This window comes from Clostridium brassicae, assembly GCF_026738875.1.
Taxonomy (GTDB): domain Bacteria; phylum Bacillota; class Clostridia; order Clostridiales; family Clostridiaceae; genus Clostridium_H; species Clostridium_H brassicae.
The window spans coordinates 21,238-36,821 of sequence record NZ_JAPQFJ010000013.1 but is presented as its reverse complement, the minus strand read 5'-3'; the positions used below and the strand labels follow the sequence as shown (position 1 = coordinate 36,821).

14 protein-coding genes and 1 other annotated feature are annotated in these 15,584 nt (G+C 28.9%); of the genes, 2 read left to right on the top strand and 12 right to left on the bottom strand.

Translation table 11 applies throughout. From position 1 onward, the window contains the following. Positions 1 to 155: 155 nt before the first annotated feature. From OW729_RS12510 to OW729_RS12470, 9 genes are all read right to left on the bottom strand, one after another. Positions 156 to 1,823, bottom strand: coding sequence for a ribonuclease J (locus OW729_RS12510; protein WP_268061863.1), 1,668 nt, complete (start codon positions 1,821 to 1,823; stop codon positions 156 to 158). 53 nt (positions 1,824 to 1,876) lie between these two features. Further along, the gene (locus OW729_RS12505; protein ID WP_268061862.1) at positions 1,877 to 2,329 is read right to left on the bottom strand and encodes a Fur family transcriptional regulator; all 453 of its coding nucleotides are present in this window, start codon (positions 2,327 to 2,329) and stop codon (positions 1,877 to 1,879) included. Positions 2,330 to 2,440: 111 nt separating this feature from the next. Next, entirely contained in the window at positions 2,441 to 2,707 is a 267-nt protein-coding gene (locus OW729_RS12500) for a DUF1292 domain-containing protein (RefSeq protein ID WP_268061861.1), read from the bottom strand. Between the two features lie 14 nt (positions 2,708 to 2,721). Then, the gene (gene ruvX, locus OW729_RS12495; protein ID WP_268061860.1) at positions 2,722 to 3,129 is read right to left on the bottom strand and encodes a Holliday junction resolvase RuvX; all 408 of its coding nucleotides are present in this window, start codon (positions 3,127 to 3,129) and stop codon (positions 2,722 to 2,724) included. 62 nt (positions 3,130 to 3,191) lie between these two features. Beyond that, positions 3,192 to 3,446: an IreB family regulatory phosphoprotein gene (locus OW729_RS12490; protein ID WP_268061859.1), complete on the bottom strand. Its 255-nt coding sequence runs from the start codon at positions 3,444 to 3,446 to the stop codon at positions 3,192 to 3,194. A gap of 84 nt (positions 3,447 to 3,530) precedes the next feature. Then, positions 3,531 to 6,170, bottom strand: a complete 2,640-nt coding sequence (gene alaS, locus OW729_RS12485) for an alanine--tRNA ligase (protein ID WP_268061858.1) — start codon at positions 6,168 to 6,170, stop codon at positions 3,531 to 3,533. Between the two features lie 118 nt (positions 6,171 to 6,288). Next, positions 6,289 to 6,480, bottom strand: a binding site (T-box leader). A gap of 154 nt (positions 6,481 to 6,634) precedes the next feature. Then, positions 6,635 to 7,669, bottom strand: coding sequence for an AI-2E family transporter (locus OW729_RS12480; protein WP_268061857.1), 1,035 nt, complete (start codon positions 7,667 to 7,669; stop codon positions 6,635 to 6,637). Then, positions 7,666 to 8,157 (bottom strand): PRC-barrel domain-containing protein, encoded by a 492-nt coding sequence (locus tag OW729_RS12475; protein WP_268061856.1) that lies wholly within the window; start codon positions 8,155 to 8,157, stop codon positions 7,666 to 7,668. The genes OW729_RS12480 and OW729_RS12475 overlap by 4 nt, the downstream gene beginning before the upstream one ends. A gap of 530 nt (positions 8,158 to 8,687) precedes the next feature. Continuing rightward, positions 8,688 to 9,164, bottom strand: a complete 477-nt coding sequence (locus tag OW729_RS12470; RefSeq protein WP_268061855.1) for a DUF6985 domain-containing protein — start codon at positions 9,162 to 9,164, stop codon at positions 8,688 to 8,690. Positions 9,165 to 9,677: 513 nt separating this feature from the next. Here OW729_RS12470 and OW729_RS12465 point away from each other — a divergent pair. Both OW729_RS12465 and OW729_RS12460 read left to right on the top strand, forming a co-directional pair. Beyond that, positions 9,678 to 11,249, top strand: a complete 1,572-nt coding sequence (locus OW729_RS12465; protein WP_268061854.1) for a CAP domain-containing protein — start codon at positions 9,678 to 9,680, stop codon at positions 11,247 to 11,249. 34 nt (positions 11,250 to 11,283) lie between these two features. Then, on the top strand, positions 11,284 to 12,324 hold the full coding sequence (locus tag OW729_RS12460; RefSeq protein ID WP_268061853.1) for a hypothetical protein: 1,041 nt from the start codon (positions 11,284 to 11,286) through the stop codon (positions 12,322 to 12,324). Positions 12,325 to 12,755: 431 nt separating this feature from the next. Here the strand turns inward: OW729_RS12460 and mnmA are convergent, their stop codons facing one another. The 3 genes from mnmA to nifS all read right to left on the bottom strand — a co-directional run bounded on the left by mnmA (position 12,756) and on the right by nifS (position 15,580). Continuing rightward, the gene (gene mnmA / locus OW729_RS12455; protein ID WP_268061852.1) at positions 12,756 to 13,793 is read right to left on the bottom strand and encodes a tRNA 2-thiouridine(34) synthase MnmA; all 1,038 of its coding nucleotides are present in this window, start codon (positions 13,791 to 13,793) and stop codon (positions 12,756 to 12,758) included. A gap of 161 nt (positions 13,794 to 13,954) precedes the next feature. Beyond that, on the bottom strand, positions 13,955 to 14,386 hold the full coding sequence (gene nifU, locus OW729_RS12450) for a Fe-S cluster assembly scaffold protein NifU (protein WP_268061851.1): 432 nt from the start codon (positions 14,384 to 14,386) through the stop codon (positions 13,955 to 13,957). A gap of 3 nt (positions 14,387 to 14,389) precedes the next feature. Next, complete coding sequence (gene nifS, locus OW729_RS12445; protein ID WP_268061850.1) at positions 14,390 to 15,580, bottom strand: cysteine desulfurase NifS; 1,191 nt, start codon at positions 15,578 to 15,580, stop codon at positions 14,390 to 14,392. Positions 15,581 to 15,584: the final 4 nt, after the last annotated feature.

Here is a 15,584-nt window from a genome sequence, read left to right as displayed (position 1 = left end):
AATCAGGGTCTATATTTATGGTTTCATTTAACATTTTAATTATATTTATCCATAAAACTTTAACCTAGTTTTTGCTTAACTACATCCTATTATTTTAAATATGATGCAAATTCATATATTTTATCATACATACTTAGATGACCGATACCTCCTAATTATATTTCCATAATTATTGGAAGTATCATCGGTTTTCTCTTTGTTCTTTCATATAAGAACATTCTTAGCACTTCTTTCACTTTCGATTTTATTACTGCCCATTCCGTAATATGTTTATCTTCACATTCTCTTAAGGCATCTCTAACTATTAATCTTGCTTCTTCCATTAAATCTTCTGATTCTCTAACATATACAAATCCTCTAGAAATTATATCTGGACCAGCTATAACTTTGCCATCTTCCTTAGCTATAGTTACAACTACCGTTAATATACCATCTTGAGATAGATGTCTTCGATCTCTTAAAACAATATTTCCAACATCTCCAACGCCAAGCCCATCAACAAACACTTGACCAGATGATACAGTTCCAGTTTTCTTAATATAATCCCTAGTTACCTCAATAACATCTCCATTATCAGCTATAACAACATTTTTATCTTGCAATCCTAATTTAACTGCTAAATCTCCATGCTGTTTTAACATTCTATACTCACCATGAACAGGTATGAAAAATTTTGGTTTTACTAAAGTATGCATTAATTTCAATTCTTCTTGACAAGCATGCCCTGAAACGTGCACATCTGCAAGGGCTTCATATATTACATTAGCTCCCTGTTTAAATAATTGATTAATAACCTTAGATACTAACTTTTCATTTCCTGGAATAGGTGTTGCTGAAATAATAACCATATCTCCTGGTATAATATTAACTTTTTTATGATCAGAAGATGCCATCCTAGAGAGAGCAGACATCGGTTCCCCCTGACTTCCCGTAGTAATAATGGTTATTTTGTTATTAGGGTATTTTTTTATATCATCTATGCCTATTAAAGTACCTTCTTCATATTTTAAATATCCTAATTCAGATGCCACTCCAACAATATTTTCCATACTCCTACCTGAAACCGCGACTTTTCTTCCAAACTTAGCCGATGCAGTAATTATTTGTTGAATCCTGTGAATATTAGATGCAAAAGTTGCTACTATTATTCTTCCATCTGCCTTTGAGAAAATATTTTCGAAAGTTTCACCTACTGTTCTTTCTGACATTGTATAGCCCGGTCTTTCAACATTAGTACTATCCGCCATCATTACTATAACCCCTTCTTTTCCAAGCTCAGCAAACCTTGCTAAGTCAGCTACTTGACCATCGATAGGTGTATAGTCTATTTTAAAATCTCCAGTATGTAAAATAATACCTACGGGTGTATGAATAGCTATTGCAACTGAATCTGCAATACTATGACTAGTCCTTATAAATTCTAAAGATACATTTTCTAACTTTATTATATCTTTATGTTGTACTCTATATAATTTACAAGAACTTAGAAGTCCATTTTCTTTTAGCCTGTTTTCTACAATACCCAAAGTCAATTTGGTACCATATACAGGCACATTCAATTCCTTTAGAACATATGGTAAAGCTCCAATATGGTCTTCATGACCATGAGTTAAAAATATACCTTTGACTTTATCTCTATTTTTAACTAGGTAGCCTACGTCAGGTATAACTACGTCTATACCTAACATCTCATCATCTGGAAAACTAAGTCCGCAATCTATAACAATTATTTCATTTTTGTATTCAATAGCTGTTAGATTTTTGCCTACTTCATTTAATCCACCTAAAGGAATAATCTTTATTTTATCTTTTTCTTTTCTCAATAACCTACCCTCCTTCTTTATATTTTTATTTAAATTATTTTTATTAATCTTGTTTATTTTTTCAAACATTTACTACAAACTCCATAAAATTTAACACTATGATTTTCTATTTTAAATTCATACTCTTTTTCAACTTTTCTTTCTATTGAATCAAGTAAATCTCCTTCTACTTCTATAACATTGCCGCACCTTGTACATATCAAATGATGATGTTGATGTATCTCATCCTCATTTACTAACTCATATCTATTACAACCATCATCTAAATTCAATTTACAAATAACATTAATTTCTTCTAATAATTGTATAGTTCTATATACTGTAGCTAATCCTATTTCAGGACATTCTACCTTTACAAGATCATATAATTCTTCTGCGGTAAGATGTTTTCCTTTATTATCAATAATTATATTAACAATAGCTCTTCTTTGGGGTGTTAGTTTATATCCTTTTAATTTTAATTTATCTTTTAATTTTTCAATTTGCGTTGGAGACACCTTTGACATTTTAATACCTCACTTTGAAAAACATAATAATATAATATTTTTATAATTTAAACTTAGTTTAATATTATTTTATCATTTTGTCAATTGATAATCATTATTATTTTTTTGTACCTAGTTAAGATTGTCACTCTCCATACTTAATGTTTCATAAGCTTCAGTAACCATTCTAAATTCCTCATCATCTTCAATAGTTACAAATACATCTTCACCATTCGCATCTTTATCTATTCTAAAAGCTATAGCTTCATCTTCTTCAATATCCACTGGTATCACTATTACATATTCTTTATCTTCTATATCAAATTTCATTAATAACTCAAATTCAACCTCACTACCATCTTCCTCTTTTAATACTATAGTATTAAAATCTTCATTCATTACTATCACTCCTTTTATAAACTATCTAAATACCCCTGTAATATATATACTGCAGCTACTTTGTCAACTATTTTTTTTCGTTTTGATCTTGATAAATCTGCTTCAAGCATAGCTCTATGTGCAGCAGAAGTTGAAAGTCTCTCATCCCACATTTTTATTGGCAGAGGTATATTTTGTTTTAATAATTCACAAAATTTCAAAACCTTCTCTCCTTGTTCTCCTACTGTACCATTCATATTTTTAGGAAATCCACAAAGTATATTTTCCACTTCATATTCTTTACATATTTTTTGTAGTTCTTCTATATCATTTTTTATATTTTTTCTTCTAATTGTAGTTATACCCTGTGCAGTTAGTCCCAAAGGATCACTTATAGCAATTCCTATTGTTCTATCTCCAACATCTAATCCTAGTACTCTCATATAGTTTCTCCTCACAGATATATTATGCCTAATGTTAAAATAAAAATGCCCAAAAGGGCATTTTATTTAATTGACAAATAAGCTTTTAGAACTTCTTCAAGAATTTCGTCTCTCTCCAATTTTCTAACTAAAGCTCTTGCTCCATTATAGTTAGTAATGTAAGTAGGATCACCTGAAATTAAATATCCGACCAATTGGTTAATAGGATTATATCCTTTTTCTTTTAAAGAGTCATTTACTTGTGTCAAAATAGTTCTTGTTAAATCCTTTTTGTTTTTAGGAATATCAAATTGCATAGTATTTTGATCATTACCCATAACTGCTTCACCTTCCTTTTGAGATATGCAGCCTAAATTATTTATCTTTAAACTTATTATAAACTAAATCAAATAAAAAGTACACTATTTTGATAGATTTTCCACTATATATTGAACCTTACTTATTGCCTCATTAATTTTTTCTGGATTTTTACCTCCAGCTTGAGCCATGTCAGGTCTTCCTCCACCGCCACCACCAGCGATTTTAGCAACTTCTTTTATTATATTACCACAATGGACACCTTTTGAAACAGCATCCTTAGTAGCCATAGCAATTAGTTGAACTTTTTTTCCATCTGTACTTCCAAGAACAACTAACCCACTACCTATTTTATCTTTTATTTTATCAGCTAAGTTTCTTAAAGCCTCTCCATCTATATCTTTTAATACTCCAGTAGCATATTTAATTCCATTTGCTTCTTTAATATCTTTTATAATTTCATCCTCTGATCCACTAGCAAGTTTTGCTTTAAGGGCAGATATTTCTTTTTCCTTTTCCTTTAAATCATTTAATTGTTGTTGAATTCTACTTAATATATCTTTTTGTGAGCACTTAAGAACATTACTTATTTCATTTAAAAGCTCATTTTTATCTTCAACATATTTTAGTGCATTTTCTCCTGTAACTGCTTCTATTCTTCTTATTCCTGCAGCAATTCCACTTTCAGATAAAATTTTGAATAATCCAATTTTACCTGAATTATTTATATGAGTTCCACCACAAAGTTCTGTACTAAAATCTCCTACACTTACAACTCTGACTTTATCTCCATATTTCTCATCAAATAATGCCATAGCACCAGATTCTCTAGCTTCTTCTAGAGTCATCAATTGAGTTTCTACATTGTAAGTCTTCATTATATTAGTATTTACAATTTCTTCAACTTTTATTAATTCTTCTTCACTTACAGAAGTAAAGTGAGTAAAATCAAATCTTAATCTTTCATCATCTACATATGATCCTGATTGATGAACATGCTCTCCAAGGACTTCACGTAATGCCTCATGAAGCATATGTGTAGCTGTATGGTTTTTTGCTATATTCTCTCTCCTGTTCTTATCAACTCTAAGAGTCGCAATATCTTCTAAGCTAATTGAACCTTCTTCAACCTCTACAAATTGAACTATTTTACCTCCGATATTCTTTTTACAATCTTGAACCTTTGCTTTGAAATTATTATTACATATGATTCCTTTATCTCCTACTTGACCACCCATTTCTGGATAAAAAGGAGTAACTTCCGTAACTATAATCCCTTTCTCACCTTTTTCTATAGAAGATGCAAACTCATCATTTTTAATTATAAAGCTAACTTTAGAATCTAATTCTATTTTATTATATCCATCGAATTCAGTTTCTATTTCAGATGGTATTGTATCAAGAACTTTAACATCTGTTCCCATGTAAGTACTTTCTTCTCTTGCAGCCCTTGCTCTTTCTCTTTGAATTTTCATTTCCTCATTAAATCCATCTAAGTCAATAGCAATTTCTTTTTCTTCAAGTATTTCTTGTGTTAATTCAACTGGGAATCCATAAGTATCATATAATTTAAATATTTTCTCTCCTGAAAGTATTTTTACTCCCTCTTTTTCCATGTCCTCAATATACTGTTTTAATATTTCTATACCAGCATCTATAGTTTCTTCAAATCTTTCTTCTTCTATAGAAATAACTTTCTTAATATATTCTTGTTTTTCTTTAATTTCAGGATAAGCTTCTCCTGAATTTTCTACAACTGTATCTACTAATTTATTTAAAAATGCATCTTGAAGTCCAAGTAATCTTCCATGTCTTGCAGCTCTTCTTAAAAGTCTTCTTAAAACATATCCTCTTCCCTCATTAGATGGAAGTATCCCATCACTTATCATAAATGAAACGCTTCTAACGTGGTCTGTTATTATTCTTAAAGATACATCAGCTTTTTTGTCTTCTCCATATTTCACTCCGATTAACTCAGAAGCTTTAGCAAGTATGCTTTTTATAGTATCTACCTCAAAAATAGTATCTACTCCTTGCATTATTGTTGCCATTCTTTCAAGTCCCATACCTGTATCTATATTAGGAAATTGCAATTTATTATAATTTCCTTCTTCATCTTTATCAAATTGAGTGAAAACAAGATTCCAAAATTCAACTGCTCTATCTGCTTCTGATTTTTCCACAAATTCTTCTGCTGACTTTATTTCTCCACTATCTTTATAAAAGTGTATTTCTGAGCAAGGTCCACAAGGTCCTATACCATGTTCCCAGAAATTATCTTCTTTTCCTAATCTAAAAATATGTTTTGGATCTACATCTGTTTTAGTAGTCCATAATTTATAAGCTTCATCATCATCTAAATATATAGTTACATATAATTTTTCTTTTGGAAGCTTCAAAATTTCTGTTACAAATTCCCAAGCCCAAGGAATAATTTCATTTTTAAAATAATCTCCAAAAGAAAAGTTTCCAAGCATCTCAAAGAAAGTAGCATGCCTTGAAGTTTTCCCTACATTTTCTATATCCCCTGTTCTAATACATTTTTGGCATGTAGTAACCCTTTTACTTGGTGGAACTTGCAATCCAGTAAAATACGGTTTTAATGGCGCCATACCTGCATTTATTAACAATAAGCTTTTGTCATTTTTAGGAACTAATGAAAAACTATCTAATCTTAAGTGTTTTTTACTTTCAAAAAACTTTAAGTAAGCTTCTCTAACCTGGTTTAATCCCATTTTCTCCATTTGTAATTCCTCCATATATAAATTATTTTTTATAAACAGGGTTCTTGGTTTTAGGTGGAATTTTTATCCCATCTAAAATCTAGAAACCGGACAAAACAAAAAACTCTCATCTCCTTAAATAAGGGACGAAAGTTTATTCCGCGGTACCACCCTAGTTATATAAAACATATATTCAAAAAACATATGTTTATTATATCACTCCATTACACAAGCTCAAAGATAGCTTCAATATCTACTTTAAGAAGTTTTCACCCAACACTTCCTCTCTAAATAAAGATCAATATCTACTCATTCTTGTCATCACTCAATACTATACAGTTGTAAATAAATACATTTTGATTATAAGTAAAATTATTCTTTATGTCAATAATATTATGAATCCATAATTTAAATTCATATTAGCAGAAATAATAATTTAAATAAACTAAAATAAATTTAACAAACTATAACATAAATAATTAGCATTAAAATAAATAGTAATTCAAATCTTCGTATATTACTTTAATTATAACACTCACAGGAACTGCTAAAATCATTCCTAAGAATCCTCCAACCTTTTCTCCTATAAGTAAAATTACTATAACACCCACAGGATGTATACTTACACTTTCTCCTATAATTTTTGGAGAAATTATATTCCCCTCAATTAATTGGATTAAATATAACCATAGTGCAGTATATAATGCAACTTTGTTTGAAGTTAAAAATGCTACTATTACACAAGGTAATGCACCAAATATAGGTCCGAAATATGGTATTATATTTAGTATTCCATTTAAAATCGCCAGTATAAGTGGAAACTTTACTTTTAAAAAAAATAATACTATAAAAGTAAGTATACTGATAAATATAGAAAGCATAAACTGGGTTATTATATATCTACCTAAAATTCTATCTACATCTTTGTTTATCTCCTTAATTATACACCTACTACTTAACGGAAATAAAGTCAACACCTTACCTTTTAAATATTTACTATCACACAAAAAATAGTACGTAATTATAGGAATTACAAAGTAAGATAATATACTTTCACTAACTTGAGCACCAAATTCAATTATGTTATTGAACATATGTAAAAATGCAGCACTTATTTTATTATTTATAGTATTAAAAATAGTATAAATAATCTTATTGTTTCCTTCTGGCTTTAACTTATAATATAAGTTTTGAAAATACCTACCCATATCTTCTAAAGTACTTTTGATGTTAGAACTTTCTCTTATTATTGCTGGTATCAAAATCGTAAACATAATTATTATACCTAATATTAGTGCTAAAACTAATATCAAAGATGAAACTCTTCTTGTAATCCCTCTTTTAAGAAATGCATTTTGAATAGGCTTTAAAGAATATGCTAAAATAAAGGACAATAGTAGTAGTGACCCTATTTCTGTTATTATAGACACTTTTAAAATAAAAAAGATAGAAACTAAAAAAATAACTATCCACAACAAGCTTTTTACAAATTTTTTTTTCTTATCTTCTCTTATATTCATTTATTTACACCTGTAATATTATGCGGCATAGTTTTAAACTTTATTTTAGTTTCATCTCCATAATACAAAATATCTTTATCTCCCAATAATAGCTGTTTAATAAGAAAAATCTTTTTTCCCTTTATAAAGTTATTTATTAAACCTCTCGATATTATTAAGCCATAAATTTTAAAAGAGTAGTCATCAAAAATAATATCCTCCATCACTCCCATATCATTTCCATGCCTATCTATAACTTCCATACCTTTTAATTTAAAAAACCTTAATTTTTCTTCTTTAACACTTTTTGCAACTATAATATTTTCATTAAAAGATATAATATCTTCTTTTAATATAGACATATTCTTATTTAATAAATTACTACAGCACACACTAAAACCTTCTATATACCCCTTACTAAAATCAATTAAAATATCATTAATAAACCCTATCTTTTTTCCTTTTGTATTTAATACCTCCATTAATAAAAAATCCTTACTTCTATACATAAAATCATCCGTTCTAAGAGTTTAATATGATTAGTATTTCCAAACTTTATGAAAGTATTCAATGGAAAAATGTTGCGTGGCAACATTTTTCTATAGAATAGTGAATAGTAGATGAGGATTTTGTTTTAGACAAAATCATCCTCATGTCAGAAAACCTTTGAACTTAAATGCTTTATTTATGATTTGAATTGTCATATAGAATTTAGATGTGAAACAAAACTTTTAAAGAAAGCATCTAAGTCCTAACGGACAAAAGATTATTTCAAAGTTATTTTAAGGAATAAGAGATTAACCTTAAGATAAAGCACTAATCCCATTGAGCTATCGCTCTGAGAGCTTACAGTTCTTTTGAGAATAACAAGAAAAGCAGTTAATGAAAAATTAAATTTTTTATTAACTGCTTTTAAAATTTAAGAATTTTTTAACACCAGAAAAAAATCCTTTTTAATTGGTTACTGGTATCTGGTTATTAAAAAATGTTGTGACGCTACATTTGCTATTATTTATATTGATAAAGAGTAATAAGTTTCTTATTTGCTAAAAGCATAGTTCCAACTAATTTTTTCGTAATATGAAGGGTCTGACCAACCATCTTCGGCATTAAATGAGCCAACATAAAGTATTTTTCCATCATTAATTGTCCATTCTAATCCATGTTCTATTTCCCAGTCACAATTTAATTCTAAATGAATTACTGGCTTACTATTATCTTTTGGAGTATCAATTATTAAACAATTTGGTTGTATATAGTTCAATACATCTTTTACTGTATTGAATTTAGGCGGCTCTTCACCTATGTCATCACAAAAGTCATTGCAATAAAGTATAGAAAATTCACATAATTTATTTATAGTTATATCATCTAAGTTATTTAAACTTTTAGCACATAAGTTAGCATATTCTAAATCAATATCTTTGTCCATAAGAACATTAATAGCTGTATTAAATAATTTAAACTCAATAGTACCTTCTAATCCATAATTTGTTTTAGTTATATTATTAATCATTACATTCTCTCCTTACAATCGATGTTTTAAGGTTAATGTTTGCCTATATATTACTACTCATTTAAAGGCAAGAAACCTATCTATTAATATAAGTTATAGTGTTATATCGTATTTATTATAAAATAATTTACAGAGTATCTTATTAATTGAGAAAATTACATAGTTAAGGAAATTGCATAATTGAAAAATATATAACTCCATGCAAGTTTAACTGTTAATTGCTTTAAAATTTTAATTGTACAGTTTTGAATCAATGGCTTATTTCAAGAATTTACTACAATAGACGATAATTAAAAGTATTTCAATAATTTTGTGTGGAATTCTTTATGGTGATGATTAAATAAAACACTACGATTTTATATAAATAGTTCTAAACTTCACACGAAGTTTAGAACTTGCATTACGTATTGGAACTTTTTAATTATGCAATTTCCTCAAAATTAAAAACTTTATTTGGAGATGGAAAACTTATTTATTATTTTGACTTAAGGAAAACAAAGGAGCGAAGGAAAAGTGAAAAACAAAAAAATATCAGCATTAATTATTGGAGCAGCAATTCTAGCAGCAGGAGCAGGAACAATACCAGCAAATGCTCAAACTCAAACACCATCAAATACTACAAAAGAGTATGTAACAGCTATAAAAGTACAAGCTGTAAAAGGACATAAAGATTTACCTTCAAAACAGAACATAGACAGCAATAAAACTTTTGCAATACAATTCAATACAGAAATAGATTTCTCAACAGTAAGTAGAAATAATGTAAAAGTAACTGATAAAACAGGCAGTACTGTTCCAGTAACTTTAAAATTAAAGGAAGGTAATAGCAAAATACTTCTTGTAGAAGCTCCAAAAGGTGGATATAAAAGTGGAGAAAACTATACCTTAAATATATATGAAGGAATAAAAACTAAAAAAGGTAAAGGTTTAGGACATACTGTAACAATGAAATTTACTGTGAAGTCTAATGATAGTGGCTCAGAAACAGAAATACCAACAAATAGAGATAGTATGGATGTTATTATAGGGACACTAAAAGGAAAGCGTTCTTATGATATGAGTAGCGGAAATGATTACAAGAAACTTTCTGCTTGGAATAGTAGTAGAACTACGGAACAAATGCAAGAAATGTTTAATGTTAAAAACTATTATGATTATGAAAATTCTATAGTAACTTTTCTAAATAAGTATAAAAACTCTAAATATAGAGATATAACAGATTTAGATTATTATAAGAAACTTCCTAACTTAACTATAAACTTTGACAATGTTAATAACAGTAATGAGTATAGTGTTAGTTATAGTTATGATTCTACATTAACACATTATTTTGGAAAATCATTTAGAGATTTTGATGATATTAATTATCAAGCAGTTACTGTAGCACCTTCAAATATGAGAGGTACAGATATATGGTATGCTACAGTAAGTTTTTTAAGAGATTATAAAACAAAACATAGAGAAGGAGTATTTGTTTGGAGAACAGATGTAGAAAAAGAAATGCTTGATGAAATAAATAAAAGAAGAAAAGAAAAGGGTATGAATCCTCTTAAATTAGACAATGATTTAATTGCAATGGCAAAACATTCAGCAAAATTATCTCAATTAGGTTTTTCTCATAATAGTATGTTTGTAAAACCATTACCACTTACAGGTGGAACAAACAAACTTTGGGCAAGAGGAAGTGTACCTTATGCTTATAAGAATACTTCTGATAAGGACAGTTATATAGACGTAGTAAATTTTGAAGATAATGCTAAAAGAATGTTTGGATATAACAAAGAAGTTAAAGCCATAAGTGAAGCAACTGCCATATATACAAATGGTAAAGAAATTCTTAATGCTTGGGAAATGAAGGGAAATATATTTTCAGATGAATGGAGTTCTTTAAACTATTATGATGATAGAGTAAAAGATGTACCTTATGGTATCTCTAAAGAAAGATTTGATATGCCTATTAAGTTAGAGGAAAATATATATAATCCTAATATGAAAACAATAGGTATAGGATGTGTTCATGAACCACCTATTTCTGAAATAGAATTTAATGGTAGCTTAGGAGTGTTTATAGTAACAAGTAAATAAGTTTATTAGGTAACTGCAATGCAGTTACCTATTTATGTATACAAAACAAATACAATTTAAGGAGGGGATTGTTATTAATGGCAAAAGTGTTTCGAAATCATTAACAGCATTTACTATAATGGTTTCTTTGGTAACTTCATTGTTTACTGGTATAAATCCAAAAATAGCAAAAGCAGAGGAAACTAAAAAAACTAAAATCACAAGACCATTTGTTCGTGCAACAAAAGATGAACTTAAAGAAACCTTAGTTATAGATGGTGTAACATGGAAGAGAATAAGTCTTGTAGAGGAAAAAAAGCAGTTTTTTCCTGAAATAAGATTTAGCCATCATAGAGAACTCATTACAAATTATTATCTTCTTTGGAATTATGATAACAAAGATGGCTCAAAAGGACATCTTAGTAAAGGAAAACAAACAAATTATTGGAATTATCATGATAATGGATATGGATTTCAAAGTGGTTATAAAGTTTGGGATGGGTATGAATCTAAAGGTGGTAATTATAATGCTGATAAAGATTTAAGTCTTAGAGTGGAAATAACTCAAGGTCAGAAAAATACTAGTAGTGGTAAAGATTTTTTAAATAATGAATTTCAGACCAAAGACAAAAATGGACTTGAATATGTTTTTCAAACAGGAGGCAGTTTCACAGATGATATAATGTTTTATGCTTCAAAAGAAGTTATAGAAGAATTTTTAAAAACAGATTATGGTGAGAGTTCTACATTTAATTTAAATGACTTTAAAAGGTCAGCAAAACTTGAAAATAGAATGGTAAGGCCAACAGATGAAGGAACTGCTGACCCTAAAGTATCTCAATATGTTGAGAGCCATCAAACTGATTTACATAGTAAAGGTGATTGTAGAGATAGTTCAATAGGCGATAAGTTAGAAAATGCACCAGCGGGAATAAATTATAATATATATAATGATTATTACAAAAAATATAATTTTGAACAATACACTAACGCCAATACAGATATTTCAAAAATAAAAGATAAATTAGTTGTTGTTGAAAAAGCAAAAAAGAAAGGAGATATAGATATATTAGGTAAAAATTATTTTAAAGCATAAGAGATTAACCTTTAGTATTTAGTATCTCCTATACTCTATATAAATGTTAAACTATATTACCTATAAAAAAATAAGGCATAGGGATAAGATTTTCTTATATATGTAGTTAGCCGATTAAACTTTGAAGTAGCAATTAGAAGTACTTAAGGTGGAGAATTCTAATATTACAACGTAATATTAGAGTAGAGATTAGCGAACAGATAATAGAGAATAGTAGATGATGATTTTGTTTTGGACAAAATCTTTAACTTATATTATAGAAATTTATTGATGAAATAAATTTCAACCTATACTATTCACTATTCACTATTCCTTATTCTCTGAACAAATAGCACTTCTTTGTGTGCTGAAGGTTTAATGGATAACTACATATATTCTAGAAAATCCTATTTCTCTGCCGTTACTCATTACGTCACAATATTATTCTATTATTAACAAATTTCTTCTATAGTTCCGCCACCTATAAGTAAATCTTTTGAATAAAACACTACACATTGACCTTTTGTAATGGCTCTTTGCTTATTTTCAAACTCAACCTTAACTTTATTATTTTCAATAGGTACTATAGTCGCTTTGCTCTTTTTCATAGAATACCTTATTTTAGCCTGTACTTCCATAGGAAATTCAAGTTTGTCAAAAGGTATAAAATTTACATCCTTAGCAATTAACGTAGTCTTAAGTATTTCTTCTTCTTCTCCAATTACTACCTCATTTGTACTTGGACGAATATCTATTACAAACGCAGGCTTGCCCAATGACAGTCCTAGTCCTTTTCTTTGACCTATAGTATAGTTTATTATACCCTTATGTTTACCTAATACATTTCCTTCTTTATCAACAAAAGTTCCCTCTTTACATTTTCTATCACTTGCCTTATTAATATATTCTCCATGGTTATTATTAGGTATGAAGCAAATTTCCATACTATCTTTTTTATTATGAACTTCAAGTCCTATTTTCCTTGCTATTTGTCTTATTTCATCTTTTGAGTATTCACCACAAGGCATCAACACATGCTTTAAAACATCTTGACTTAAACTATAGAGCATATATGTTTGATCTTTTTTTTCATCTTCTGCGGTAACAATAACATATCTTCCATTATGCTCTTCTATTCTAGCATAATGTCCAGTAGCTATGTAGTCTGCCCCTAATTCCTTAGCCTTATCTAACAAAACTCCAAATTTAATATATTTATTACATACAGCACAAGGATTTGGTGTTCTTCCACCTAAATACTCACTAATAAAATTATCTATTACATAATTTTTAAACGGTTCCCTTAAATCAATAGTATAATGAGGAATGTTAAGTTTTTCAGCTACCTTTTTCGCGTCTCCAGAAACATCTACTTCTGAGCACAAACGCATTGTTAGCCCTATTACATCATACCCTTTCTCTTTTAAAAGATACGCTGTAACAGAACTATCTACTCCTCCACTTAACCCTACTGCTACTTTTTTCTTCATATAATCACCTATTTTTCATTAAGTTTAATCTGTCTAACGCATTATGTACTATAAAATTTTCAAATTGCTAATGGTTAAACATTACATAACAGTTTTTAAGCTTGAAATAGAGTCTTTAATCCATCTCAAGCTTAAAATCCTATCTTACAAATCCTATTTATTTATTCGTGCCCATGAACATCATCATGAATATGTTCTGAATGATTTTTCATTTCTATTGGTTCAAAACCACTTTTTACTCTATAATCATTTATAGCTTTATGAATTGCTTCTTCTGCTAAAACAGAACAATGCATTTTTATTGGTGGAAGTCCGTCTAGTGCTTCAGCAACCGCTTTATTGCTTAAAGTCCAGGCTTCATCTACTGTTTTTCCTTTTATCAATTCTGTAGCCATACTAGAAGAAGCTATAGCTGAACCGCATCCAAAAGTCTTAAATTTAACATCTTTGATAATATTATCTTCAACTTTTAAATATATTTTCATAATATCTCCACACTGTGGATTTCCAACTTCTCCTATTCCACTAGCATTCTCAATTTCTCCTACATTTCTTGGATTTCTAAAATGATCCATTACTTTTTCACTATACATAAATTATTTCTCCCCTTTCTCTTTCATAAATTGCTCCCAATATGGAGACATCTCTCTTCTTCTTTTTACTATATCTGGTATTACTTCTATTGCATAATCTACGTCTTCTTCTGTAGTTCCATCTCCTAATGTTAACCTTAAAGAACCATGAGCAACTCCATGTGATAATCCTATAGATAATAAAACGTGTGAGGCTGCTAAGTCACCTGAAGCACAAGCACTTCCTGTAGATGCATATATTCCCTTATCATCTAAATCTAATAATAAAGTTTCACCTTCAACCCCTACGAAGCTCATATTTACATTTCCAGGCAATCTGTCTTTTCCAATAGGTCCGTTTAATTTTGCATAAGGTATTCTTGCTGAAAGTTCTTTGATAAGTTTATCTCTAAGCCTTATTAGCTTACTATTCTCTTCATCCATATGAGAAATAGCTAACTCAATTGCTTTACCCAGCCCTACTATTCCTGGAACGTTTTCTGTACTAGCTCTCTTTCCTTTTTCTTGTCCTCCACCATGAATAAGATTTTCTATTCTTAATCCTCTTTTTATATAAAGCGCTCCTACTCCCTTAGGTCCATAGAATTTATGACCTGCCATAGATAATAGATCAATATTCATATCTTTTACATCTATAGGCACATGTCCAATCGCTTGAACAGCATCTGTATGAAACAATACTCTTCTTTCTCTACATATTTCTCCTATTTTCTTTATTGGTTGTATAGAACCGATTTCGTTATTAGCAAACATTATTGAAACTAATATTGTTTTATCGGTTATAGCTTTTTCTAAATCTTCAATATTTATAAGACCATATTCATCAACTGACAAATAAGTAATTTCAAATCCATTGTCTTTTAAAAACTCACAAGTACTTAAAATAGCATGATGTTCTATTTTTGTAGTAATTATATGATTGCCTTTATTTCTACGAGCAAACGCAACTCCTTTTAATGCCCAGTTATCTGCTTCAGAACCACCTGCAGTAAAATATATCTCATCTTTCTCAGCATTTATAGCCTTAGCTACTTTTTCTCTTGATTCGTCTACAGCTTTTCTATTTGTATTTGATAAACTATAAAATGATGATGGATTTGCAAAATTTTGTGTAAAAAAAGGAATCATTTCCTCAAGAACTTCAGGTTTTGTATATGTAGTTGCAGAATAATCCATATATACTTTTTTTGTCATGTTT